The sequence below is a fragment of the Falsiroseomonas sp. genome (assembly GCF_051860665.1).
Taxonomy (GTDB): Bacteria; Pseudomonadota; Alphaproteobacteria; order Acetobacterales; family Acetobacteraceae; genus Falsiroseomonas.
The window spans coordinates 1-23,711 of record NZ_JBHYDM010000002.1 but is presented as its reverse complement, the minus strand read 5'-3'; the positions used below and the strand labels follow the sequence as shown (position 1 = coordinate 23,711).

22 protein-coding genes are annotated in these 23,711 nt (G+C 70.6%); 7 read left to right on the top strand and 15 right to left on the bottom strand.

The window, feature by feature from the left end; translation table 11 throughout:
* The first annotated feature begins 106 nt into the window (after positions 1-106).
* Entirely contained in the window at positions 107-1,678 is a 1,572-nt protein-coding gene (locus tag ACTIF1_RS01900; protein WP_439594681.1) for an ABC transporter substrate-binding protein, read from the top strand.
* 3 nt (positions 1,679-1,681) lie between these two features.
* Here the strand turns inward: ACTIF1_RS01900 and hflX are convergent, their stop codons facing one another.
* The 10 genes from hflX to ACTIF1_RS01850 all read right to left on the bottom strand — a co-directional run bounded on the left by hflX (position 1,682) and on the right by ACTIF1_RS01850 (position 10,607).
* Complete coding sequence (hflX, locus tag ACTIF1_RS01895; protein ID WP_439594680.1) at positions 1,682-3,031, bottom strand: GTPase HflX; 1,350 nt, start codon at positions 3,029-3,031, stop codon at positions 1,682-1,684.
* 41 nt (positions 3,032-3,072) lie between these two features.
* Positions 3,073-3,435 (bottom strand): DoxX family protein, encoded by a 363-nt coding sequence (locus ACTIF1_RS01890; RefSeq protein WP_439594679.1) that lies wholly within the window; start codon positions 3,433-3,435, stop codon positions 3,073-3,075.
* A gap of 11 nt (positions 3,436-3,446) precedes the next feature.
* On the bottom strand, positions 3,447-3,923 hold the full coding sequence (locus ACTIF1_RS01885; RefSeq protein WP_439594678.1) for a cupin domain-containing protein: 477 nt from the start codon (positions 3,921-3,923) through the stop codon (positions 3,447-3,449).
* Positions 3,924-4,026: 103 nt separating this feature from the next.
* Entirely contained in the window at positions 4,027-4,932 is a 906-nt protein-coding gene (locus ACTIF1_RS01880; RefSeq protein ID WP_439594677.1) for a helix-turn-helix domain-containing protein, read from the bottom strand.
* Positions 4,933-5,017: 85 nt separating this feature from the next.
* Complete coding sequence (locus ACTIF1_RS01875; RefSeq protein ID WP_439594676.1) at positions 5,018-5,803, bottom strand: ABC transporter permease; 786 nt, start codon at positions 5,801-5,803, stop codon at positions 5,018-5,020.
* Entirely contained in the window at positions 5,800-6,642 is an 843-nt protein-coding gene (locus ACTIF1_RS01870; RefSeq protein WP_439594675.1) for an ABC transporter permease, read from the bottom strand. The genes ACTIF1_RS01875 and ACTIF1_RS01870 overlap by 4 nt, the downstream gene beginning before the upstream one ends.
* Positions 6,639-7,730: an ABC transporter ATP-binding protein gene (locus tag ACTIF1_RS01865; RefSeq protein WP_439594674.1), complete on the bottom strand. Its 1,092-nt coding sequence runs from the start codon at positions 7,728-7,730 to the stop codon at positions 6,639-6,641. Before ACTIF1_RS01865 ends, ACTIF1_RS01870 begins: the two co-directional genes overlap by 4 nt.
* Positions 7,730-8,500 (bottom strand): class II aldolase/adducin family protein, encoded by a 771-nt coding sequence (locus ACTIF1_RS01860; RefSeq protein WP_439594673.1) that lies wholly within the window; start codon positions 8,498-8,500, stop codon positions 7,730-7,732. The genes ACTIF1_RS01865 and ACTIF1_RS01860 overlap by 1 nt, the downstream gene beginning before the upstream one ends.
* Positions 8,501-9,442: a 2-hydroxyacid dehydrogenase gene (locus tag ACTIF1_RS01855; RefSeq protein WP_439594672.1), complete on the bottom strand. Its 942-nt coding sequence runs from the start codon at positions 9,440-9,442 to the stop codon at positions 8,501-8,503. It lies immediately after the preceding gene.
* A 58-nt stretch (positions 9,443-9,500) separates the two neighbouring features.
* Complete coding sequence (locus ACTIF1_RS01850; protein ID WP_439594671.1) at positions 9,501-10,607, bottom strand: extracellular solute-binding protein; 1,107 nt, start codon at positions 10,605-10,607, stop codon at positions 9,501-9,503.
* Positions 10,608-10,713: 106 nt separating this feature from the next.
* Here ACTIF1_RS01850 and ACTIF1_RS01845 point away from each other — a divergent pair, with 106 nt between their 5' ends.
* The 4 genes from ACTIF1_RS01845 to ACTIF1_RS01830 are packed head-to-tail and all read left to right on the top strand — an operon-like array spanning position 10,714 to position 16,365.
* Positions 10,714-12,036 (top strand): NAD(P)/FAD-dependent oxidoreductase, encoded by a 1,323-nt coding sequence (locus ACTIF1_RS01845; RefSeq protein WP_439594670.1) that lies wholly within the window; start codon positions 10,714-10,716, stop codon positions 12,034-12,036.
* Positions 12,033-13,640: an amidohydrolase gene (locus ACTIF1_RS01840; protein WP_439594669.1), complete on the top strand. Its 1,608-nt coding sequence runs from the start codon at positions 12,033-12,035 to the stop codon at positions 13,638-13,640. Before ACTIF1_RS01845 ends, ACTIF1_RS01840 begins: the two co-directional genes overlap by 4 nt.
* Positions 13,637-14,503, top strand: a complete 867-nt coding sequence (locus ACTIF1_RS01835; protein ID WP_439594668.1) for a DMT family transporter — start codon at positions 13,637-13,639, stop codon at positions 14,501-14,503. Before ACTIF1_RS01840 ends, ACTIF1_RS01835 begins: the two co-directional genes overlap by 4 nt.
* A complete protein-coding gene (locus ACTIF1_RS01830) occupies positions 14,500-16,365 on the top strand; it encodes an ABC transporter ATP-binding protein (protein ID WP_439594667.1) in 1,866 nt (621 codons plus the stop codon). The genes ACTIF1_RS01835 and ACTIF1_RS01830 overlap by 4 nt, the downstream gene beginning before the upstream one ends.
* A gap of 47 nt (positions 16,366-16,412) precedes the next feature.
* On the opposite strand, the gene ACTIF1_RS01825 is transcribed toward ACTIF1_RS01830, so the two are convergent.
* Genes ACTIF1_RS01825 through ACTIF1_RS01815 form a run of 3 tightly spaced genes read right to left on the bottom strand, consistent with a single transcriptional unit; the run spans position 16,413 to position 17,955 of the window.
* Positions 16,413-16,856, bottom strand: a complete 444-nt coding sequence (locus ACTIF1_RS01825) for an acyl-CoA thioesterase (protein ID WP_439594666.1) — start codon at positions 16,854-16,856, stop codon at positions 16,413-16,415.
* A 2-nt stretch (positions 16,857-16,858) separates the two neighbouring features.
* A complete protein-coding gene (locus ACTIF1_RS01820; RefSeq protein WP_439594665.1) occupies positions 16,859-17,251 on the bottom strand; it encodes a hypothetical protein in 393 nt (130 codons plus the stop codon).
* Positions 17,248-17,955: an RraA family protein gene (locus ACTIF1_RS01815; RefSeq protein ID WP_439594664.1), complete on the bottom strand. Its 708-nt coding sequence runs from the start codon at positions 17,953-17,955 to the stop codon at positions 17,248-17,250. The genes ACTIF1_RS01820 and ACTIF1_RS01815 overlap by 4 nt, the downstream gene beginning before the upstream one ends.
* Positions 17,956-18,148: 193 nt before the next feature.
* Here ACTIF1_RS01815 and ACTIF1_RS01810 point away from each other — a divergent pair, with 193 nt between their 5' ends.
* Positions 18,149-19,792 (top strand): methyl-accepting chemotaxis protein, encoded by a 1,644-nt coding sequence (locus ACTIF1_RS01810; RefSeq protein WP_439594663.1) that lies wholly within the window; start codon positions 18,149-18,151, stop codon positions 19,790-19,792.
* Positions 19,789-20,970, top strand: coding sequence for a PP2C family protein-serine/threonine phosphatase (locus ACTIF1_RS01805; RefSeq protein WP_439594662.1), 1,182 nt, complete (start codon positions 19,789-19,791; stop codon positions 20,968-20,970). Before ACTIF1_RS01810 ends, ACTIF1_RS01805 begins: the two co-directional genes overlap by 4 nt.
* A gap of 49 nt (positions 20,971-21,019) precedes the next feature.
* Here ACTIF1_RS01805 and ACTIF1_RS01800 read toward each other — a convergent pair whose 3' ends face one another.
* Positions 21,020-21,589, bottom strand: a complete 570-nt coding sequence (locus ACTIF1_RS01800) for a fasciclin domain-containing protein (protein WP_439594661.1) — start codon at positions 21,587-21,589, stop codon at positions 21,020-21,022.
* Positions 21,590-21,720: 131 nt separating this feature from the next.
* The coding region (locus ACTIF1_RS01795) for a chemotaxis protein CheA (RefSeq protein WP_439594660.1) at positions 21,721-23,711 on the bottom strand (1,991 nt) is incomplete at its 5' end.

Genomic DNA, 23,711 nt, shown 5'->3' with positions numbered 1-23,711 from the left:
GTCATGCGGCGATCTGCGCCCGTCAACCCGGTGATGGCGCAACAACATTGCACAACGGCCGGTCCGCGGAGATGATCCGCTTCTTCCCTAGGCAGGATGACACAAGATGCGCAGACCTTGGCTCGGTTTGGCGGCGGCGGCCGCCCTGGCCCTCAGCTCCGGCATGGCCGCCGCGCAGTCCACGCTGCGCGTGGTGCTGATCAACGACCTTGCGAGCCTGGACCCGGTGAATTCCACCGCCGCCTTCGTCCGCAACCACGGCTTCATGGTCTACGATCAGCTTTTCGCGCTGGACAGCCAGGGCGTCGCGCGGCCGCAGATGGTGCAGGACCATGTGGCGAGCGCGGATGGTCTGGAGCATCGCTTCACGCTGCGGGACGGGCTGGCCTTCCATGATGGCACACCGGTGCGCGCCGCGGATGCCGTGGCCTCCATCCGCCGCTGGTCGCAGCGGGATATCGTCGGTCGTGCGCTGGCGGCCGCCACAGCGGCGATGGAGGTGGTGGACGACAAGACCTTCACCATTCGCCTCTCGCGCCCCTTCGCGCTGGTGACGGAGGCCCTCGCCCGCCCCACGGCGAGCGCGCTGTTCGTGATGCCGGAACGCATCGCGGCCACGCCGGCCACCACCGCCATCACGGACGCCACCGGCAGCGGCCCCTTCATCTTCCAGCCGCGCGAATGGCAGGCCGGCAATCGCGCCGTCTATCTCCGCAACCCGGCCTATCGGCCGCGGCCGGAACCGGCGGATGGCCTGGCCGGCGGCAAGGTGGTGAACATCGAGCGCCTGGAATGGGTCGCGATGCCGGACCCGGCGACGGCCGCCGCCGCGCTGCAGGCGGGCGAGATCGACTTCATCGAACAGCCCTCCCCGGACCTGATCCCGGTGCTGGAGCGCAACCGCGCTATCCGGACCTTCGCGCTGAACCCCGTGGGCTTCATGGTCTGGCTGCGCCTGAACCACACGCAGCCGCCCTTCGACAAGCTGGAGGCGCGCCAGGCGCTGCTGCACCTGATCAACCAGCAGGATGTGCTGAATGCGGTGGGTGTGCGGCCCTCCGAACAGGTGCCCTATTGCCCCGCCTACTTCTTCTGCAACACGCCGCTGCAATCCGATGCCGGCGCCGAGGGCCTGCGCGCGGAGAATCTGGACCGCGCCCGTGCCCTGCTGCGGCAGGCCGGGTATACCAACCAGCGCGTCGTCTTCATGAACGCCGCCGACAGCCCGATCAACAACGCGGCCACCCTGACCATGGCCGCCGCCTTCCAGCGCGGCGGGCTGAACATGGACGTCCCCAGCATGGACTGGGCCACCGTCACCCAACGGCGCAACCGGCGCGAGCCGGTGGACCAGGGCGGCTGGAACATGTTCGTCACGGTGGCGAATGTGCTGGACGGCCAGAACCCGCTGACCAACCTGTATCTGGCCAGCCCCTGCGAGGGCGGCCTCACCGGCTGGCCCTGCGATGCGGAGCTGGAGGCGCTGCGCCGGTCCTGGTGGGAGGAGAATGACGCGGCGAAGCGGCAGGAAATCCTGCACCGCGTCCATGCCCGCGCCTACCAGGTGCTGCCCTATATCAATGCCGGGCAGTTCCGCACGCTGGCCGCGCATCGCAGCAATATCGAGGGGCTGCGGCCGACGACGGTGCCCGTCTTCTGGGGCGTGACGAAGCGGTAGTGCTTAAGCGAGGCTGCGTCGCAGCCTCGCAATCGCACCCGGCAGGCCGCGGATGCGCAGCACGCGGCCTGTCTCGTCGTAATCCTCCGAGAGAACGCGGGCGCTCTCGTAGACCTCGCCGATCAGCCCCTGCTTCGCATAGGGCAGGATGAGCTCCTCCTCCTCCATCTGCGCCTCGAAAAAATCGATCAGCGTCTGGCGCAGCGCGGCGACATCGGCGGGCGCATGGGCCGATAGCATGATGGCATCGGGGTGCTTCGCCGCCAGTGCGGCGCGCGCTTCCGCATCCACGCGGTCCATCTTGTTCAGCACCAGGCGCGACGGCACCACATCCGCGCCGATCTCCCGCAGCACGCTGCGGCTGACCTCCAGCTGCGCCTCATAGGTCGGGTCGGAGGCATCCACCACGAAGAGCAGCAGCGAGGCCTCCAGCGCCTCCGCCAGCGTCGAGCGGAAGGAGGCGACGAGGTCGTGCGGCAGCTGCTTGATGAAGCCGACGGTATCGGAGACCAGGATGCGCGGCCGGGTCTCCGGCTGCAGGATGCGCACGGTGGTATCCAGCGTGGCAAACAGCTTGTCCTCCACCAGCACCTGGCTGCCGGTCAGCGCCCGCATCAGCGAGGATTTGCCGGCATTGGTATAGCCCACCAGCGCCACGCGCAGCTGGTCGCGCCGGGCGGAGCGGCGATTGTCGGCGTCCCGCTGCACCGCCTCCAGCTGGTCCTTCAGCTCCGAGATGCGATCGCGGATCTTGCGGCGGTCGAGGTCGAGCGTCGTCTCGCCGGCGCCCGGCCCCTGCTGCCGCCCACCGCCGCCGGAGGATTCGCGCAGGCGCGGTGCGACATATTTCAGCCGCGCCATCTCCACCTGCAGCTTCGCCTCCCGCGTATTGGCGTGGCGATGGAAGATCTCGACGATGACACCGGTGCGGTCCAGCACCTGGGCGCCCGTCGCACGCTCCAGGTTGCGGATCTGGCTGGGCGAGAGCTCGTGGTCGACGATGACGAATTCCGGCCTCGGGGCCGGGGCCTCCTCCTCCGCCGGCTTGCCGGCTGGCGCCTCCGGCGCGGTCTCGAAACGCTGGCGCGCCTTGGCGGTGGGCTTCGGCGCCATGGTGCCGATCTCGCCCGTGCCGCCGGTCAGCGCCGCCAGCTCCGCCAGCTTGCCGCTGCCGAGCAGCGAGCCGGCGCCCGTACCCTCCCGCCGCTGGGTGACCTCGCCCACCACCTCATAGCCCAGGGTCTTCACCAGCCGACCCAGCTCCTCGAGGCTGGCGGCATGGGCGATGTCGTCCACCTCCGGCGTCTGGATTCCGACGAGGACGGCGCGCGGGGTGGGGGCTTTGGTCTCCATGGCGCGGGCCTAGCACGGATCGCGCCGGAACCCAGCCTGGATCAGGCCGGCCGGCCCCGCCGGTGCAGCGCCGCCAGCCCCGCCAGGATGGCCAGCGAGACCAGCGCCGGCAGCGCCATGGGCAGCGGGTCACCCACGCGCAGATGGCTGGCCACCGCCCCCACCAGCACCAGGCCCAGCAGCGCGGCCGCGGGCAGCAGCAGCCTGCGGTGCAGCAGCGCGAAGCCGCCGGCGAATTCGATGATGCCGATGGCATACATGAACCACAGCGGATAGCCGAAATGGGCAAAGCCGTGCAGTTCGAAGGGATGCGCCGTCAGCTTCATGGCGCCGGCGATGGTGAAGAGCACCACCATCAGCCCGCGCAGCACCCAGTCCAGCCGCTGGAAACTGGTCTTCGACATGGCCATGCCCCTCACGTCGCCTCGGCCATAGCTGTCATCGGCGGACCGAGGACGATGGTGCCATAACCGGCCGCCAGCGCCGCCATCTCCTCCGGCGGCAGGCCGCCCAGGCGGGTGAACAGGGTCTCGACCCCGCCCGGCGCGAAGGTGGCGAGCATGCGGCAGGGTCCGTTACCGGCATTGATCCAGGCATGCGGGGTGCCGGCCGGGATCAGCACCAGGTCGCCGGGACCGGTCGCGAAGACCTTGTCGCCGAGGCGAAAGGTCGGGCGCCCCTCCAGCACATAGAAGGTCTCCTCCTCCGCATGCCGGTGCAGGGGGGTGGCGCAGCCGGGCTCGGAGAGGCTCTCCATCATGGAAAAGCGCCCCTGCACCTGCGCGGCATGCAGCCGGATGGCGACGCGCTCGCCGGGGATGGCGGAGAACCATTCGGCGGCGTCCTGGGCCAGGACGCGGGCCTCCACCGGGGTGGTCGGGGTTTGGGTCATCTGCGGGCTCCAGCTTCGATCAGGGGCGCCCTCTACCCGGCCAGGAGGCGGCGGGATTGTATCCGGCGCGCATGGATGGATGGATCCTGCGCCCGGCTGCGCGCTACGCCGCCCGCCGCTGCTGCCGCCGCCACAGGCCGGGCGTCTCCCCCTCCTGCCGGGCGAAGACCCGCGTGAAATGGCTCTGATCCGCAAAGCCGCAGGCCAGCGCGATCTCCGCCAGGGTGAGCTCCGGACGGGCGAGCATCTGCCGGGCCCGTGCCACCCGGCAGGCCTGCAGATAGCCATGCGGCGTGGTGCCGGTGGAGGCCTTGAAGGCGCGGGAGAAATGCGCGACGGAGAGCCGGCACTGCCGCGCGATCTCCGCCAGCGAAGGCGCCTCCGCGATATTCTCGGCGATCAATTCGCGCGCCAGGCGAAGCTGCCAGGGCGCCAGGCCACCGCCGCGCAGGCGGCCGGGTTCCGGCATCCCGCCGTAGCGCTGCACGAGGTGGGCGCAGAGACCCAGCACCAGGTGGTCGATCAGCAGCTGGCTGGCTTCCTCCGGCCGCTCCAGCGCCGCCAGCATCAGCGGGCGCAGCCCGTCCACGATCGGGTCCTGCGTGTTCCAGCCGTCGGGCGTCCGCAGGGCCCGGATCAGCGGGACCTCGGCCTCATCCGCCAGGTCATCCAGCGCGGCACGGGGGATATGCAGGTGCAGGCTGTCGAAGCGGCCGATGATGCGGCAGCTGGGGGCGGCATTGAGATCCGTGAGGTTGAAGGCGTCCGCCGCGTGGAAGACCTCCGCCATCCGCCCGGGGCCGGTGCTGATGTGGTTCCGCGGCGCGGGGCCGACATGCATGATGGCGAGATGCGCATCGTGGCGGAAAGACTGCAGGACGACCTCCCCCTCCTCCTCCTGCCGCAGTCGGCCGAGGGTCAGGGTGGCGTTGTGATAGCGGGTGCGGAAAAGCGCCTCCGGCCGCCGCCCCTGCTTCACCCAGGAGAGGGATGTGTCGCGTCCATGCATGGCGCGGCAATCTGCCGAAGTCCTGACGCCCCCGCAACAGATTGCGGCGCGCGGCCCGATCATCTCCTGGCGAGCTTGGCCGCGGCTATTCCGCCCGGCGCCGGCGCAGGGCCAGGTCCAGCAGCAGCAGGCCGGTGGTGAAGACCACCAGCAGCACGGCCACCGCCGCCATGGCGGGGTCCAGGTTCTCGTTGATGCCGTCCCAGATCCGGCGCGGCAGGGTGAAGACATCGCGGGAGGCGATGAACAGCACGATCACCAGCTCGTCCCAACTGTGGATGAAGGCGAAGATGGCGCCCGAGAGGATACCGGGCGCGATGCGCGGCAGGATCACCCAGCGCAGGGTCTGGGACAGGCTGGCCCCCATGCCCCGCGCCGCCTGTTCCAGCCGCGGGTCGAAGGCCGCCAGCGCGGTGGAAACCGTGATGACGACATAGGGGATGCCCGTGACCCCATGCGCGATGGCCACCCCCATGAAGCGGTCCAGCAGGTCCAGCCCCGCGAAATAGCGGTAGAGCCCCACGGCATAGACGATGGAGGGGATGATGATGGGCAGCAGCATCAGCGCCCGCACCAGGTTGGTGGACCGGCTGGCGACCCGCCAGCAGCCGATGGCGCAGAGCGTGCCGGCCGCGACCGCGATGCCCGTTGCCACCACGGCGATCAGGAAGGATTGCCAGATCGAGGCCAGCCATTCCGGCGAGCCCAGCACCGTCGCGTAATGCCGCAGCGACAGCGCCTCCTTCGGCAGGGAGAGGAAGCGCTGGTCGGTCATCGAGACCGGGAGGATGATGCTGATCGGCAGCAGCAGGTAAAGCGCCACCGCCCAGGCGGCGCCACGCGCGAAAATGCCGGGCCTGTGCGCCATCATGCGCCGCCACCCCCGAACACGCGCTTCATATCCACGAGGCGGGAGAAGATCGCCAGTGTCGCGAGGATGGCCACCACCAGCACGGTGGCCATCATGGTGCCGAGCCCCCAGCGCAGCAGGTCCAGGATCTGCAGCCCGATCCACTCCGCCACCATCAGCGTCTTGCCCCCGCCCAGCAGCGCCGGCGTGATGTAGAAGCCGAGCGAGAAGATGAAGACCAGTACGCCGGCCGCCAGCAGCCCCGGCAGCGACAACGGCAGGAATATCTTGCCGAAGATGGTGATGCGGCTGGCGCCCAGCCCGCGCGCGGCGGCCAGCAGGCGCGGGTCGATCTCCCGCATGCTGGCCAGCATCGGCAGCACGGCGTAGGGCACCATGTAGTGCACCATGCCGACGACGATGCCGAATTCGTTCCAGACCAGCTGCAGCGGTTCGGTGATGAGGCCGGCGCCGATCAGCGTCTCATTCACCAGCCCCTGGCGGCGCAGCAGCGTCACCCAGGCGAAGGCGCGGACCAGAACGGAAATCCAGAGCGGCACCAGCACGGCGAGAATCCACCAGCGCTGGGCGGAGGGATTGGCCAAGGCGATGCGGTAGGACAGCACATAGCCCAGCAGCAGGGACAGCGCGGTGGTGAGGACGCAGATGCGCAGCGTGGTGAGGATGACCCGCTGCACGCTCTCGCTGGTGAAGAGCCGCTCGTAATTGCCGAGGCCCGGCGAGGGCTCGGTGAAGGAGATGGCCAGCACCTGCGCGATGGGCGCGACATAGAAGGCCGTCATCAGCAGGAAGGCCGGCAGGATCAGCAACCACCATCCGAGATCCTGCCGGCGGATCATGCGGCGTCTTCCAGCACCGGGACGCTCGCCTTTGCGCTCCATCCGAGGCGGACGGGCAGGCCCTCGCGTGGCGCGATGGGCGCGTTCCAGCTCGGCAGGGTGATGCGCAGCGTGCCGAAATCGGGCGTCGCGACGTTAAGCGCATAGCCGGCGCCGAGATAGGACCAGCTTTCGATGGTGCCGGCGACGCTGTTCTGGGCCGCCTCGCCCTCCGCCAGCAGCGCCATCTTCTCGGGGCGCAGGCTGAGCAGCGCCGGGCTGCCGAGGGCTGGCGCTTCCGTGGCTGCCGTCACCACCCGCGTCGTCCCCGCGCCGATGGCGAAGCCGCCGGCAAAAACCTCCTGCACCGTGCCGGCGAGGAAATTGGACTTGCCGAGGAAGTCGGCGACGAAGCGCGTGCGCGGCGCCTCGTACAGTTCCGCCGGCGCGCCCTGCTGCACCAGCCGGCCGTGGTTCAGGATGGCCACGCGGTCCGAGAGCGACAGCGCCTCCTCCTGGTCATGCGTGACATTGACGAAGGTGCGGCCGATGCGGCGGTGGAGCGCCTTCAGCTCGTCCTGCAATTCCGCGCGCAGCTTCTTGTCCAGCGCCGAGAGCGGCTCGTCCAGCAACAGCAGCGCGGGCTCAAAAACCAGCGCGCGGGCCAGGGCGACGCGCTGCTGCTGGCCGCCTGAGAGCTGCCGCGGCAGGCGTTCGCCGAAGGCGGAAAGCTGCACCAGGTCCAGGGCCGCGCGCACCTTGGCCTCGCGCTCCGCAGCCCCCAGCTTGCGGACGCGCAGCGGGAAGGCGACGTTCTCCGCCACCGTCATATGCGGGAACAGCGCATAGCCCTGGAAGACCATGCCGAAGTCGCGGCGTTCCGGCGGCAGGGCGGTGATGTCCCGGCCATCGAGCAGGATGGCGCCCTCGCTGGGTTCCACGAAGCCCGCGATGCACATCAGGATGGTGGTCTTGCCGCTGCCGGAGGGGCCGAGCAGGGTCAGGAATTCCCCCTGCCCCACCGCCAGCGACACATCCGCCACCGCCGTGAAGCTGCCGTAGCGCTTGCTCAAGCCGCGCAGGGCGAGCGCATGTCCCGCGGCCGACATCAGGCGCGATAATCCGGCTGCTCGCGATCCAGTTTTCTGCGCAGCGCCTGCCAGGGCAGCCAACCCTTGGTCGGCCCCGTGCTGAACTGTTTTCTTGTGCGCTCCACGGTGGCGTCGGAGGCCACAGCCAGCGGCGCACCGGAGGATTGCGCCGCGATCTGGACGCGGCAGGACTGTTCCAGATACCACATCCAGTAGAAGGCCTCCGCCACCGTATGCCCCACGGTGAGCAGGCCGTGATTCCGCAAAATCATCGCGGGCTTGTCGCCGAGGTCCTGCACCAGGCGCTCGCGCTCCGAGAGATTGTCGTCATCGGCGACGCCCTCGTAGTCGTGGATCGCGACGCGGCCGATGAACTCCATCATCATCTGGTTCAGCGGCAGCAGCCCGCCCTGCTGCGCCGCCACCGCCATGCCCGCCAGGGTATGCGTGTGCATCACGCAATTCGCATTGTCGCGGCCGCGATGCACGGCGGAGTGGATGACGAAGCCGGCCGGATTCACCGGCCAGGTGGTCGGCTGCCGCGGCTCCCCATCCGCATCCACCAGCACGAGGGAGGAGGCGGTGATCTCCTCAAAGAGCAGGCCGTAGGGGTTCACGAGGAAGCGGTGCCCCTCCCCGGGCACGCGCACCGACAGATGGGTGAAGACCAGATCCGTCATGCCGTGCAGTGCGATCAGGCGGTAGGCGGCGGCGAGGTCCTCGCGCAGCTCCTGCTCGGTCGGCACATGGTCCGGGTCGGGCCGGACAGGCGGCGGGGGGAGAGCCATTCAATAGCCTCGCGCGTGGTCGTAGAGGTTTGCAAGGGGACGGCCCGCCGCGAGATCCGCGATCGCCTGCGCCACGTAATGCGCGCGTTCCCGCCGGCTCGGCAGGCTGGCCATATGCGGCGTGACGATCGCCCTGGGATGCGCCCAGATCGGGCTATCGGGCGGCAGCGGTTCCGTCTCGAAGACATCGAGCACCGCCCCGCTGAGCTGGCCGGACTCGAGCGCGGCGATGATGTCGTCCAGATTCTGATGGCTGCCGCGCCCGACATTCACCAGCCCCGCCCCCTTCGGCAGTTTTGCGAGGAGCGGCGCGGAAAGGATCCCGCGGGTCTCGGAGGTCGCGGGCAGCAGGCAGACGAGGAGGCGTGTCTCCGACAGGAAGGCGTCGAATTCCTCCGGCCCCGCAAAGCACTGCACGCCCGGCAGCGCCTTGCGCGAGCGGGACCAGCCGCGCACGGGAAAGCCCAGCCCCTGCAGCATCGCCGCCGCGCGGCTGCCCATATTGCCGAGGCCCATGATGCCGACCGGCGCCTGCGGCGCGGTGTAGTCCGGGTCGAGAAACTTCCATTTTGCCTGCGCCTGGTTCAGCGCGACCTGCCGCGCATCCTTCAGCAGCGACAGCACCGCCCAGCAGACGAATTCGCCCATGCGCTGCGTGGCGCCCGCTGGCCCCATACGCATCAGCGGCACGTGCTTCGGCAGCGTCGGATCGGCGGTGATGAAGTCCACGCCCGCGCCGGCGCCGAAGATCACCCGAAGGTTCGGCAGCGCCGCCAGCCGGCCCGGCTCCGGGTCCCAGGCCAGCACATAGTCCACATCCTCCGGCGCCACGCTGGAGTCATCCCACCAGCGCACCGCGAGCCCCGGCGCATATTCGGCGAAATACCGCTGCCATTCCGGCATGGCGGCTTCGCCACCGGATTTCACCAGGATCGTCGGCATGGAATCCCTTGTCGGCCTGCTTGCGGCGCGGTCATGCCGCGCCGCAGCAAAACTGCCCTCAGCCGGTGACCATGTCGATATAGTCCGCATTGGCCTGGGCATAATTCTGCCCCCACCAGCGGCCATCCTGCGCCACCTGCACCCGCGCATTGGCGGGCTCGGTCGGGTTGTACTTCTTGAACTCCTCGGGCACGAGCGCCGCCGCATCCGGATTGGTCGGGCCATTGCCGAGGAACTTCAGCAGCTCCACCTGCGGCGCCGCATTGGCCAGCATGGAGGCCAGCAGTTTCTGCACCAGCGCGCCGCCGGGATTGCCGCGCGGGCTGACGAAGATGCCCGGCTGCAGGATGCCCTGGTTCCAGATGAACTTGAAGCGGCCGTTGCTCTCCTGCTCCAGCACCTTGGCGCGGGTGTGCCAGAGCATGCCCATCACCGCCTCGCCGGTACGGATGAACTGTTCCGATTCCGACCCGCTGTTCCAGAAGACCAGGCTGCGGCGGATCTCGCGCACCCGCGCGAGGCAGGCGCGGATATCGAGCGGGTAGAGATTCTCCGGACTCTTGCCGAGGGAAAGCTGCGCCACGTCCAGCGCGCCGGCGGCATCCCGCCGCAGCAGGCGCGTGCCGGGGAATTTGCGCAGGTCCCAGAAATCCGCCCAGCCGGTCGGCGCCTCGGCGAACTTGCTGCTGTCATAGACCAGCACATTGCTGAAGGAATAGGGCGCGGCGCCGTGTTCCAGCGCGAAGGTCGGGCCGATGACATGGGCGCGGTTCACCACGCTGTAGTCGATGGGGTTCAGCAGGTTCATGCCGCCCAGCAGGTAGGAGGAAGTGGCGGAGCTGTCGCAGAGGTCCCAGGTGACGCGGCGCGATTCCACCATGGAGCGGATGCGCCCGGCCGAAGGCCCGGTGCTGTCCTGCACCACCGTCACGCCCGGATTGGCATCGGTGAAGGGCTTGCCGTAGAAATTCCCAAAACCCTGGTTGGCAATGCCGCCCCAGTTCACCATCACCAGCTGCTGCGCCGCCTGCGCCTGGGCCGCATCCGGCATGGCACCGGCGACGCCGAGCGCCGCCAGCCCCGCCATCAAGCCGCGCCGGCTGACCTCGCCGCGCCGGAACTTCTGCAGCGCCAATTCGACGCAATCCTGCTGAAAGCTTTGCATACGATGTCTCCGATTTACGAAAGCCCCTGCTGGTCCCCTTGATCCGCGGCGTCTCCGGCGGGAACCTTGTTGGGACCAAGTGAACAGCGGGACGGGCGCCACGGCAATGACTGATCTTCATCCGCTCTTTGCCCCCGGCTTTCAGGCCCGCCCCTGGTGGTGGGAGGCCGCCGAGCCGCCCGACCGCGACAATGCCCTGCCCGACCATACCGCCGTCGCCATCGTCGGCGGCGGCTATGCCGGGCTTTCGGCCGCTCTGACGCTGCGCCGGCTCGGGCATCAGGTGACGGTGCTGGATGCGGAGCGGATCGGCTGGGGCGCCTCCTCTCGCAATGGCGGCATGGTCTCGGGCGGGCTGAAGGTGGCCTCGACGGGGCTTGAGGCGCAGTACGGCCCGGAGCAGGCGCAGCGCATCACGGAGACCGCGGCCGCCTCCTTCCCCTTCATCGAGGAGACCATCGCGCGGGAGGGGATCGACTGCGACTACGTCCGCTGCGGCCGCTACATGGGCGCCTGGTCCAAGGGCCACTACCGCGCCATGGCGGAGCGCGCGGAATGGATCGAGAAGGTCACCGGCCTGCCGACCGAGATGGTGCCGAAGGAACGCCAGCGCGAATTTTTGGGGAGCGACCACTACCATGGCGGCATGGCGGCCGCGGCCACCGGCAGCCTGCATCCCGGCAAATATGCGCGTGGCCTGGCGGCGGCGGCGGAAGGTGCGGGCGCAAGGCTGGTGGACGGCGTGCGCGTCGCCGGCGTGAAGCAGGAGGGCAGCGGCTTTCGCCTGGCGACCGACAAGGGCGAGCTGCGCGCCGATGCGGTGCTGGTGGCCACCAACGGCTATACCAAGGACGCCCGCGGCACCGCCTTGCCCTGGCTCGCGCGCCGGCTGGTGCCGCTGAACTCCTACATCATCGCGACCGAGGAACTGCCGCCGGAGACCATGGACCGGCTGTTCCCTGGCCGCCGCATGATCTCGGACAGCAAGCGCGTGCTGAACTATTTCCGGCCCTCGCCGGACGGCAAGCGCGTGCTCTGGGGCGGCCGCGCGAGTTTCCGGGCGGCGACCGCGGAGCAATCCGCGCCGACGCTGCACAGCTACATGACGGCGACCTTCCCGGAACTGGCCCAGACAAGGATCACCCATGCCTGGACGGGCTATGTCGCCTTCACCTTCGACTACCTGCCGCATATCGGCGTGCAGGATGGCGTGCATTTCGCGGCCGGCTGCCAGGGCAGCGGCGTCGCCATGGCCACCTGGCTCGGCCACAACGTGGCGCTGAAGCTGGCCGGCGCGGCGAATGAGCGCTTCGCGCTCGACGGGCTGAATTTCCCGTCGCGGCTGACCTATACCGGCACGCCCTGGTTCCTGCCGTTTGTGGGCGGCTGGTACCGGCTGCGCGACCAGATCGACCGGATGGCGGCATGAGCCCGGATTTTCTGCTCCTCAACGGCCACATCGCCACGATGGATGCGGCCGGCACCGAATGCACGGCGCTGGCGGCCCTCAACGGCCGCATCGTTGCGCTGGGCGATGACAGCCTGCGCGACCTCGCCGGGCCAGGCACGAAGATCCTGAACGCCGAGGGCCGCCGCGTGCTGCCCGGTATCGTCGACAGCCACGCCCATCCGGATGCCTATGCGCTGCGGCTGCGTGCCTGGACGCTGGTCTCGCCGGAGCATGTGGCGACGCGGGACGCGCTGCTCGCCCGCATCCGCGCGCGCTGCGCGCAGGCAGCGCCTGGCCAGTGGTGCGCCTTCTACCGCCTGAACGAGCGCGCCTCCGGCGGCTACCCGACGCTGGCGGAGCTGGATGCGGCGAGCCTCGGCCGCCCCATCTTCATCCTGCGCACCGATGGCCATCTCGGCCTCGCCAATTCCGCCGCCTTCGCCGCCTGCGGCGTCACCCGCGAAACGCCCGACCCCGCCTTCGGCCGCTTCGACCGCCTGGCCGATGGCAGCTTCACGGGGCTGGTGCGGGAGACGGCGGCGCATGTCTTTCTCAATGCGGTGCATGGCCAGGATAGCGAGGCCGATATCGCCGAGGGCATGGAGCAGGTGCAGGACCAGTGCCTGGCCGCGGGGATTACCTCGGTCGCCAATTCGCTGACGCCGGCCAAGGCGATCCGCGCCTATCAGAAGATGCGGCGCGACGGAAAATGGCGGATGCGGATGGGCATCATCGCCTCAGGCCGCGACGAGCCGCTGATCCCCGCCTTGATCGGCGCCGGCATCCAGTCGGGTTTCGGCGATGACTGGCTTCGGCTGATCGGCGTGGAATGGTGCCCGGATTGCTCCACCAGCGGCCGCACCGCCGCTTATTGGGACCCCTATCTCGGCACGCCCGTGCCCGGCGAGCCGGTGCCCAATACCGGCATGCTGCTCTATGAGAAGGAGGATCTGACGCAGCGCGCCACGGCCGCGCATGCGGCGGGATTGCAGGTGATGATCGAAGGCGTCGGCGACCGCGGCATCGATTTTGCCCTCGATGTCATGGAAGCCGCGCTGGCCGCGCATCCCTTGGCCGATCACCGCATGCGCGTCGAGCACTGCTGCTACGTTACGCCGCCCATCCTGGCACGACTGAAGCGCGGCGGCTTCGTGGACAGCTCCGCCACCGGCTTCATGGACGAACTCGGCGAAGCCTATGTCGCCAATCGCGGGCAGGAGGCGATGCGCCACATGTGGCCGCATCGCGCGCTGATCGATGCCGGCATCCCCGCCCCCGGCCATTCGGACTTCGCCGTCTGCCGCGTCTCCCCCTGGACCGCGCTGGCCGCCATGGTCACCCGCCGCACCACCACCGGCGCGGATCTTGATGCCAGCCAGGCCGTCACGCCGCTGGAGGCCGTCCGCGCCTACACCACCCTCGGCGCCTGGGCGCAGCGGGAGGAGGCCGAGAAAGGCTCGCTGGAGATCGGCAAGCTGGCCGACCTCATCGTGCTGGATCGCGACGTGCTGAATGGCGAGGGCATCGCGGAGACCCAGGTGAAGGCCACCGTCGTCGGCGGCGTGCTGCGTCACCAGGCGTGACGGCGCGCCTCAGCCCGGCCGATATCGCGCTGCTGCTGCTGCTCTGCGCCAGCTGGGGCTTTGCGCAGGTGGCGATGAAGCTGGGCGGCGAGGGGATTTCGCCGCTGGTACAGGCGGGGCTGCGCTCCGCGCTCGCCGTGCCGCCGCTGCTCGCCTGGTGCTGGTGGCGCGGCGTGACGCTGGTGAAGCGGGACGGCACGCTGGCGGCGGGGCTGCTCTGCGGCGCGCTCTTTGCGCTGGAATTCTACGCCATCTTCGCGGCGCTGGAGCGCACCACGGCGGCGCGCGTTGGCGTGCTGCTCTATACCGGGCCCTTCTTCGCCACCCTCGGCACGCATTTCCTGCTGCCGGATGACCGGCTGACGCGGCGCAAGCTGGCCGGGCTGCTGCTCGCCTTCTGCGGCCCGCCGCTGATTTTTGCGGATCGGCTCGGCGGCATGCAGCTGGCGGGCGATGCGCTGGCGCTGCTCGCCGGCCTCGCCTGGGGAGGCACCATCGCCACCATCAAGGCGAGCGGCCTGACGCGCATCGCGCCGGAGCGCACGCTGCTGTATCAGCTTCTGGTGTCCTCCCTGCTCATCCCCCTCGGCTTCGCACTGGGCGAGGCCGGCATCTTCGCGCCGAGCGCCGTGGTCTGGTGGTCGCTGGCCTATCAGGTGCTGGGCGTCGCCTTCGCCAGCTACGTCGCCTGGTTCTGGCTGATGGCCCGCCACCCGGCCTCCCGCCTCGCCCCCTTCCTGTTCCTGACGCCCGCCTTCGGCGTGGTTTTTGCGGCCCTCATCCTGGCGGAGCCGATCACCCCGGCCCTGGTTGGCGCGCTGCTGCTGATCGGCGCCGGCATCTGGGTGGTGAACCGCGCATGAGCGGCCGCCGCCCGCCGCCGCCGCGCGCGGCAAAATCCTTCCGCGAGCGCTGGGGCGCGCTGCGCAACCTTGGCCCCTTCCTGGCCCTGGTCTGGCGCACCAGCCCCTGGCTGACCACGGCCTCCCTCGCCCTGCGCCTGGTGCGCGCGCTGCTGCCGGTGGCGGCGCTGTTCCTGGGAAAACTGATCATCGACGATGTGGTGGCGCTGCTCGGCGAGCAGCCGCGGCCGGACAGCCCCTGGGCCTGGTATGAATCCGGCCGGCTAAACTGGCTCGGCTGGCTGGTGCTCGCGGAGTTCGGCCTCGCCATCCTGGGCGACCTGCTGGGCCGCATTGTGGGGCTGGTGGATACGCTGCTGGGGGAGCGCGTGGCCAATGATGCCTCCATCCGCCTGATGCGCCATGCGGCGACGCTGGACCTTGCGACCTTCGAGGATGCCGCCTTCCAGGACCAGCTCGACCGCGCCCGCCGCCAGACCAGCGGGCGGATGCAGTTCCTCGGCTATCTGCTCAACCAGGTGCAGGACCTGCTGACGGTGGCGAGCTTCGCCGCCGGCCTGCTGCTCTATGCCCCCTGGCTGATCCTGCTGCTGCTGGTGGCGCTGGTGCCGGCCTTCCTCGGCGAATCCCACTTCAATGCGCAAAGCTATGCGCTGGACTATTTTCGGGCGCCGGAGCGGCGGGAGCTGGACTATCTGCGCGCCACCGCCGCCAGCGCCGAGACGGCGAAGGAGGTGAAGGTCTTTGGCCTCAACGGCTTCCTGATCGACCGCTACGCTGCCCTCTCCGCCGCCTTCTACGCGGGCAACCGCAGGCTGGCGCAGCGCCGCGCGGGATGGGGCGGCGCCTTCACCGCGATCGGCACCGTGGGCTACTATCTGGCCTTCGCCTTCATCGTCTGGCGCACGCTCGGCGGCGCCTTCAGCGTCGGCGACCTGACCTTCCTGGCCGGGTCGTTCCGGCGGCTGCGGCAATTGCTGGAAGGGCTGCTGACCGGCTTCTCCACCACCGCCAGCCAGGCGCTGTACCTTGATGACCTGTTCCGGTTCTTCGAGGTGAAGGCCGAGATCCTCTCGCCCGAAGACCCGCTGCCGGTGCCCTCCCCCATCCGCCAGGGTTTCGTCTTCGAGGATGTGGGCTTCCGCTACCCCGGCGCCGAGCGCTGGGCCGTGCGCCACCTTTCCTTCACCCTCAGGGCCGGCGAGGTCGTCGCCCTGGTCGGCGAAAACGGCGCCGGCAAGACCACGCTCGTCAAACTGCTGACTCGGCTCTACGACCCGGATGAGGGCCGCATCCTGTTGGATGGTCGGGATCTGCGCGACTACGACCTGGACGCGCTGCGCGGCAGCATGGGCGTCATCTTCCAGGACTTCGTCCGCTACAACTTCGCCGCCGCCGACAATATCGCGGTCGGCCGCATCGAGGCCCGTGACGATACCGCGCGGATCGAACGCGCCGCCCGGCGCAGCCAGGCCGATGCGGTGATCGCCCGCCTGCCGGAGGGCCTGGCCCAGATGATCGGCAAGCGCTTTCGCAACGGCGTCGAGCTCTCGGGCGGGGAGTGGCAGAAGATGGCGCTCGCCCGCGCCTATATGCGGGAGGCGGAGGTGCTGGTGCTGGACGAGCCCACCGCCGCGCTGGATGCGCGCGCGGAGTATGAGGTCTTTGCGCGGTTCAAGGAACTCAGCGAGCGGCGCACGGCGGTGCTGATCTCGCACCGCTTCTCCTCCGTCCGCATGGCGGATCGCATCCTGGTGCTGGCGGATGGCCGGGTGGAGAGCCAGGGGACGCATGAGGAATTGCTGGCGGAAGGCGGCCGCTATGCGGAGCTGTTCGAGCTGCAGGCGGCGGGATATCGCTAACAGGCCGCGGAATAAGCCCTCTCCACCCGCAGGGGGGAGAGGGCGTTTTAGCGAATTTTCACAGCCTGGTTACGCTTCAGCGCCAGCCGCTGCGGCGCCTCCGCCACCTTCACCTCCCCAAACCGCGCCAGCACATCCGCCGGCCACTGCGCCACCTTCCGCGTCGCGAGATCGACGCAGAGGAACAGCACCTCGTTCTCCGCCGACAGCCACCCCTCCTCGGCATGGTACAGCCGGTGCCGCAGCAGCAGCCGCTTGGCATCGAAGGCCAGCAGCGCGCTTTCCGCCGCCAGCGGCGCGTCCAGCACCACCTCCCGCCGATAGGCCTGCCAGGATTCCACGGCGAAGGTGCCCAGCCCCCGCGCCCGCAGCGCCGGGCCGAGGCCCCATTCCGGCCAGACCTCATCCGTCGCGAGGTCGAAGACCACCAGGTAATAGGCCAGGTTCATATGGCCATAGTGGTCCACCCATTCCGGGCGGACTTTCCCCAATCCTACCCGCATCCCGGATATGCCAGCCACCCCAGCTCCCTTCCCGCCCCGTCCACCACGCGCCAGGCATCCACGCAGCGCCGCTCCGGCATGAAGGCGCGCAGCGCCTCATCCGGCCGGCGATCCGCTTCCGCCACCGGGGCGCGGCGCTCCACCAACATGCCATTCGGATGCGCCAGGCAATCCTCCCGCGCCCCGCCTGGCAGCAGCAGGCGGGCCATGGTCAGGCCGCGTTCGCCCTCCCAGGCCGCCACCACCATGCCGCCGGGACGGGTGGCAAGGCAGGCGCGCAAGGCGGGCGCCAGCTCCACCACCCGCGTCTCCCAACCGGGTGCCTGGGCCAAGGCCAGAACCGGCCAAAGGGCCAGCAGCCAGCCGGCCCGGCCCGGGATCAATGGATCTCGTCCGCCTGCGCGATCGCGGCCGCCAGCTTCGCCGCGCTGAAATCCGGGTCCTTGCAGAGGTCCAGGATCACCTTCTCCTTCCGCGCGCCCAGCTCGATCGCGGCGGGAATCTTGCGGACGGCGTCGTGCGGGATCACCACCGCGCCGTGGTGGTCGGCATGGATCACATCCTCATGCTGCACATGCATCCCGTGCACCGTCACTTCCTGCCCATAGGCCACCATGTGCACGAAGGCATGGCTGGGGTTCACCACGCCGGCCAATAGCTGAAAACCGGGCGCCAGCATGTCGAGGTCGCGGATCGAGCCATTGGTGATGCCGCCCTGCGCGCCCAGCGCCTTGTGCACCGCGGAATGCACCTCCCCCCAGAAGGCGCCGACGCCGGGGGTGTCGTCCAGGTCCTGCAGCACCACGATGGTGGGCAGGGAGGCGCGCTCCACATACTCGTACCAGCCGAGCCGAATCTTGCGGTCCTCCTCCTTCGGCCGGCCGGAGGGGGCGGCGGCGCGGATGGTGCCGGTGCGCGCCAGGCCGCAGATCGGCTGCAGCTTGCGGTCGGCGGCCACCAGCGGCCGCACCGTGAAGCCATGCCCGCGCCGCGCCGGGGCCACGAATTCCAGGGCGTTGCAAATGGTCGGCGTATCCCACTGCCGCAGGGTTTCCAGGTCTTCCAGCGTGAAGGGGTGCTCGGCCATGCTTCGTTTCCTCGTTCCGGGTCCTGCCCAGGGGGGTTCCCCCTTGCCCGAGCATCCAGCGGCGGGTCGCCGCCGTCAAACCGGCCGCGCTTGTTGCCGGGGGGCGCGGCCTGTAGCCTGCGGGCCAAGGTAAACAGGCCAGCCGGACCCTCGCATGCCCCGCTTCGCACCTTCCCAGGACCAGGGCTGAGCCATGCCGGACAACGCTGCCGCCAGGCCCGCCCCACATGTCGCCGGCCTGCGCGCCGGCACCGCCGCGCCCGGGGCCTCCCGATTCGGCGCCTGGCTTGGCCGCATCGGCGTCCGGGCCGGGCTCATCACCCTGCTCATGGTCCTGGTGGTGGGCCTGCTCTCCGGCGCCGCGCTGGTGGTGGTGGGCCGGCAGGTGGTGATCATCGAACGCCTGGGCCTGCGGGACCGCGATGCCGATGCGGCGGTGGATGACCTGGCGCTGAACGTGGCGGATTTCTCCTCCGCCTTCGCCAGCGTCATCGCCGGCGTGCTGCAGCCGGGGCCGAGCGCCCAGCGCATGGTCCGCAATGGCCAGCTCATCGGCGAGTCCTTCGACCGGATGGTCGCCCTGCTCGGGCCGCAGATCGACCCCATCGTGCTGGGCGGCGGCGTCGACATGGCCCGCCGCCTGCCGGACTTCACCGAACAGGTGCGCGCCGCCTTCGCCGGCCGGCAACGCGCGATGTTCGGCCCGCTGCATGAGGAATGGCTGGACTTCGCCTCCGCCTTCAACCGGGTGGCCACGGCGGCGCGGGCCGAGGTGAAGCGCAGCTCCGACGAATCGCTGGCCGCCGCGCGGCACCTGGAACAGCAGGCGCGCACCATCGTCATCGCCGCCGCCATCGTCGGGCTGGTGGGCTGCGCCCTGGTCTGGGTGGTGCTGGTGCGGCTGCTGGCGCGGCCGCTGTCGCGGCTGGCGGGTGCCATGGTCAGCCTCTCCCGCGGCGCGGTGGAGACCGCGGTGCCGGGGGCGGATCGCACCGACCAGGTGGGCGACATGGCGCGCGCCCTGCTGGTCTTCCGCGAGAACCTGGTCGCCGCCCGCAACCTGACCGAGACGGCGCTGGAGAATGCCCGCCGCACCGCCATCGCCACCACCCAGGCCTCGGATGCCATCAGCCAGGTCTCGGACGGCGCGATGACCCAGCTTGCGGAGCTGCGGCAGGTGGAGGAGGCGCTCGGCCAGACCCAGGACGCGGTGCGCGAGGTGAACCGCACGACGCAGGACAGCAGCGACCGCGCGGATGAGTCGAAAACCCTCCTGGCCGAGAATCTCGTGAAACTGCGCAGCCTGATCGAGCTGGTGGATGCGGTGGCCGAGGATACGGAGCGCGTGACCCGCATCGCCGGCACCATCGCCAAGATCGCGACCCAGACCAATATCCTGGCGATCAATGCCGCCATCGAGGCGGCGCGGGCCGGCGAGCATGGCCGGGGCCTCGCCGTGGTGGCGGAGGAGGTGCGCGCGCTGGCCGCCAGCAGCGAGAGCCTGGCGCAGGAAATCGCCGATGTCGTGCTCGTCGCCGGCCGCCGCACCCGGGAGGGCAGCGGCACCGCCGCCGCGGTGGGCGAGGCGATGGACGAGCTGGAAACCCTGGTGACGGAAAGCGCCCGGCTTGCGGGGGCCATCGCGGTGGCGATGGAGGAGCAGCAGGCCACCGTCACCTCCATCACCGACCGGGTCAGCACCCTGTCCCGCATCGGCCAGTCCAATGCGACGGCGGCCGAGGAGATCACCGTGACCATGATCGACCTGTCCAAACTGGCGGCCGAGACGCGCAGCGTGGTGGAAGCCATGGCTTCCGATCGAGGGAGCAAGGCGTGAGCGAGACCCAGTTGCAGGGCGAGGATGTCGCGATCCTCGTCGTCGACGACAGCAGCTTCAACCGGCTGGTGCTGAAGCGCCGGCTGGCGGAACTCGGCTACCCCAATGTCACCATGGCCGAGGACGGCGTGCAGGGGCTGGCGGCGCTGGAGAAGGCGCGCTTCGACATCATGCTGCTCGACCTCGAGATGCCGAATCTGGACGGCATCGGCGTGCTGGAGCAGCTGCGCGTCGTGCGCGGCGCGGCGCCGCCCGTCATCGTCATCTCCGCGCTGACGGAGATGGAGAAGATCGTCCGCTGCATCGAGCTGGGCGCCGAGGACTATCTGCCGAAATCCTTCGACCCGCCCCTGCTCAAGGCCCGCCTGGGCGCGGTGCTGGAGAAGAAGCGGCTGCGGGACCTGGCCGATGCCCGGCTGGCGGCGCTGGAGGCGGAGCTGGAATCGGCCCGCGCCGCGCAACTCTCCCTGGTGCCGCGCGACTTCCCGGGCGCGGCCACCGGGCAGCTCGCGGTGCATGCGGCGATGGTGCCGGCGCGGCAGGTCGGCGGCGACCTCTATGACTGCCTGCGGCTGGATGCGAAGCACATGCTGTTCGCCGTGGCCGATGTTTCGGGCAAGGGCGCGCCGGCGGGGCTGACCATGGCGCGCACCCTCGGCCTGATGCGTGCCGCGGCGAAGCGCATGGCGCCGACGGATGGCGCACCGGACCCCGGCGACATCCTCACCATGACCAATGACGACCTGGCCGCCGACAATGAAAGCCAGACCTTTGTGACCGTCGTGGTCGGCGTGATCGATGGCACCACCGGCGCCGGGCGCATCGCCGTCGCGGGGCACGACATTCCCATCCTGGTCGCCGCCGGCGCCGCGCCCTGGCTGATGCCGAAACTGCGGCGGCAGCCGGCGCTGGGCGTGATGGAGGGCATCCCCTATGCCTCCGACCCCTTCCAGCTCGAGGCCGGGCAGACGATGTTCTGCTATTCGGACGGCGTCTCGGAGGCCGAGGACGACAAGGGCGGCTTCTTCGGCCGCGAACGCCTGGAACAGGCCCTGGCCGGCGCCGGCACCGACCCGCGCCAGGTGGTGGATACCGTGCTACGCGCCGTGACGGCCTTCGCGAACGGCGCCCCCCAGGCGGATGACATCACCGCGCTCGCCCTGCGCTACGCGGGATAGGCGACAAGGCCCCCTCCCCCTGCAGGGTGGAGAGGGCCTCGGCCGCCTCTCAGCCCGGCAGGACCGGCGCGTTGGTCACGTGGAAGACGCCATCGGCCGCCAGCACATTGGCGCGGGTCACGGCCACCGGGGCGCGGCCGGCCACCGGGGTCACGCCCTCCCGCGCCAGGGTCGCGGTGCGGGCGCCGGTGGGCTGCACCAGCAGCCGGGCGCGGTCCCAGGTCACCACCACGTTGCGGCGGGCCGCGATATCCTCGAAGCGCAGCAGGCCGAAGGCCGCGTTGGCGAAGACCATCGGCTGCACCAGGGCGCGCTGCGCCTCGGTCGGGTTCGCGGGCGGATTGTCCAGCAGCGCCAGCACCGGCGCCGGCAGGCCATCGAAGCCCTCATTCACCGGGGCGAAGAGCGTGACCGCGCCGCTGCGCAGGCCGAGACGCGGTTCCGCGCCCGCGATCGTCAGCGCCGCCGCGAAACGGCGATGCTCCGGCTTGCCGCGCAGCAGGGTCAGCAGGTCGATCGTGCCGTCTTCCGGCAGGATGCGCGGCGGAACCACGGTTTGGCAGGCGGCCAGCAGCAGCGCGAGGCCGCCGGCACCGAGCGCATGGCGTCGGTCAATCACGGGCAAGTCCTTCCACACAACATACGGCCAAGCAGACAGCCGATCAGGAGACGAATCGCAAAACACGCGGCAGGGACCGGGCTCTAGCCTTGCCGGCGGCAAGCGTCCAGCGCTCGTAAGCCCCCGGCCCTTCACCCCGCCGCCACTTCGGGGGCGAACCCATCCGGTTCCAGAACCACCACCGGCTCCCCATTGCCCAGCACGCCGACGCCGCCGATGCCGGGCAGCGCCGCCAGCGCGGGATGCAGCGGCCGCAGCAGCAGGTCGGTGCGGCGCTGCACCCGGTCCACCGCCAGGCCGAAGCTGCGGCCGCCCGATTTCACGATGACGATGGCCCCACCCCCGGCCGGGGGCGTGCCGGCGGCGCCGACCAGCGTGGCCAGCGCCAGAACCTCGCAACCGGCGGAGGCGCCACCCTCCAGCACCGCTTCCACCCGCGCCGCCGGCAGGGCATAGGGATGGCCGCCGGATTCCACCAGCAGAACCGGCTGCACCGCGGCCGTCAGCGGCAGGCGCAGGGTGAAGCTGGTGCCCTGCCCGGGAACGCTGGCGATCTCCACCGTGCCGCCGGCGCGGCGGATCGCATCCTGCACCACATCCAGCCCGACCCCGCGGCCGGATGTCTCGGTCACCGCCTCGGCGGTGGAGAAGCCGGGGCGGAAGAGCAGGGCATGCACCTCCTCCTCCCCCATCAGCGCGGCCTGCTCGGCGGAGACCAGGCCGCGATCGATGGCGCGCGCCAGCACGCGGTCGCGGTCGATCCCCCGCCCATCCTCGGAAACCCGCACCCGCACCTGGCCGGTGCGCCGCGCGGCGGAAACCCGCAGCGTGCCGCGGCGCGGCTTGCCCGCGGCCTCCCGCGCCTCGGGCGGCTCGATGCCATGGTCCACCGCATTGCGGGTCAGGTGCAGCAGCGGGTCGGCCAGCAGTTCCACCAGGCTGCGGTCGATGGTGACGTCCTCGCCCTCCATCACCAGCTCCACCTCCTTGCCCGAGGCCTGGGCCACGGCGCGCACCACCCGCGGCAGCCGGCCGAAGAGCGTGCCCACCGGCACCACGCGCAGCTCCATCACCGCATCGTCCAGCCGGCGCATCCCAACCGCCAGGCGGTTCTCCGTGCGCTCCAGCGTCTCCTGCAACTGCCGCAGCCGGCCGAGCGCGCCGCCCAGCTCCCGCGCCGCGCCGGGCGGCAGGCGGCGCTCCAGCGCGCCCAGCACGGCCAGCGCCTCCGTCGCGCCGCTGTCGTCCAGCGCCTCGGCCAGGGCCAGGGCGGCGGCGCGCACTTCCGTCTCCAGGGCGATGATCTGGTCGATGGTCTCTTGCCGCACCCGCATGGTCACGGGCGCGCTGCGGCCGGGCGGGGTTTCGGGGGCGGGGCCGATCTCGGCCGGGGCGAGGTCCAGCACCGCGCGGCGGGCCGGATCGGCGGCGGTCAGGGCGCGGGACAGCGCCTCGAATTCCGCCGGGCCGGCCAGCAGCATGTCGAGATGTGGCGGCTGGCCATCCAGCACGGTGCGACTGGTCAGCACCTCCGCCTCCGCCGCCAGGGCGGCGGCGACCGCGGCCTCCAGCTCCGGCGGCAGGCCGATGGCCATGCGCAGCCGCACCAGCAGCCGCCCGCCCTCCACCGCCGCGACCAGGCGGCGTCGGCCCTCCGCGCCCAGCAGCGCGGCGAAGCCGGCCGGGATGCGCGGATCGCCGGCCTCGGCGCCGGGCAGCGCCTCCGCCACCCCACGCAGCGCCGGCAGCCCGCCCTCCGCCGCATTGCGCAGGCGTTCGACGATGGCGGGGCCCTGGGCGGCCAGGATCGCCGCCGCATCGGGGTCCGCGGCGCGGTCGGCCAGGTCGCCCACCGCCAGCAGCAGGTGTTCCAGCCCCTCCAGCCCGAAGGCGGCGGCGACCTCCGCCGCCTCCTCCGCCCCGGCCATGGCGGCGGTTGCATCGCCGCCGGCCAGGGCAGCTTCCAGCTGCAGCGCCAGCGCCGCCAGGCGCGGCCCCAGCGCCACGGATTCGCCGCCCGGCGGCCCGGCCAGCCGGTTGGCGCCCGCGGGCTCCCCGGCCGCCTCGGCCAGCAGGGCCAGGCCGCTCCGCAGCGCGCCCAGCGCCGGCAGCGCGGCCTGCC

Excerpts from the sequence above, each read along its gene's own strand:
- ACTIF1_RS01870 (WP_439594675.1), bottom strand. The coding sequence starts at position 6,642 with ATGATCCGCCGGCAGGATCTCGGATGGTGGTTGCTGATCCTGCCGGCC.
- ACTIF1_RS01890 (WP_439594679.1), bottom strand. The coding sequence starts at position 3,435 with ATGTCGAAGACCAGTTTCCAGCGGCTGGACTGGGTGCTGCGCGGGCTG.
- ACTIF1_RS01900 (WP_439594681.1), top strand. The coding sequence starts at position 107 with ATGCGCAGACCTTGGCTCGGTTTGGCGGCGGCGGCCGCCCTGGCCCTC.
- ACTIF1_RS01850 (WP_439594671.1), bottom strand. The coding sequence starts at position 10,607 with ATGCAAAGCTTTCAGCAGGATTGCGTCGAATTGGCGCTGCAGAAGTTC.
- ACTIF1_RS01880 (WP_439594677.1), bottom strand. The coding sequence starts at position 4,932 with ATGCATGGACGCGACACATCCCTCTCCTGGGTGAAGCAGGGGCGGCGG.
- ACTIF1_RS01810 (WP_439594663.1), top strand. The coding sequence starts at position 18,149 with ATGCCGGACAACGCTGCCGCCAGGCCCGCCCCACATGTCGCCGGCCTG.
- ACTIF1_RS01855 (WP_439594672.1), bottom strand. The coding sequence starts at position 9,442 with ATGCCGACGATCCTGGTGAAATCCGGTGGCGAAGCCGCCATGCCGGAA.
- ACTIF1_RS01875 (WP_439594676.1), bottom strand. The coding sequence starts at position 5,803 with ATGATGGCGCACAGGCCCGGCATTTTCGCGCGTGGCGCCGCCTGGGCG.
- ACTIF1_RS01840 (WP_439594669.1), top strand. The coding sequence starts at position 12,033 with ATGAGCCCGGATTTTCTGCTCCTCAACGGCCACATCGCCACGATGGAT.
- ACTIF1_RS01885 (WP_439594678.1), bottom strand. The coding sequence starts at position 3,923 with ATGACCCAAACCCCGACCACCCCGGTGGAGGCCCGCGTCCTGGCCCAG.
- hflX (WP_439594680.1), bottom strand. The coding sequence starts at position 3,031 with ATGGAGACCAAAGCCCCCACCCCGCGCGCCGTCCTCGTCGGAATCCAG.
- ACTIF1_RS01830 (WP_439594667.1), top strand. The coding sequence starts at position 14,500 with ATGAGCGGCCGCCGCCCGCCGCCGCCGCGCGCGGCAAAATCCTTCCGC.
- ACTIF1_RS01845 (WP_439594670.1), top strand. The coding sequence starts at position 10,714 with ATGACTGATCTTCATCCGCTCTTTGCCCCCGGCTTTCAGGCCCGCCCC.
- ACTIF1_RS01815 (WP_439594664.1), bottom strand. The coding sequence starts at position 17,955 with ATGGCCGAGCACCCCTTCACGCTGGAAGACCTGGAAACCCTGCGGCAG.
- ACTIF1_RS01860 (WP_439594673.1), bottom strand. The coding sequence starts at position 8,500 with ATGGCTCTCCCCCCGCCGCCTGTCCGGCCCGACCCGGACCATGTGCCG.
- ACTIF1_RS01865 (WP_439594674.1), bottom strand. The coding sequence starts at position 7,730 with ATGTCGGCCGCGGGACATGCGCTCGCCCTGCGCGGCTTGAGCAAGCGC.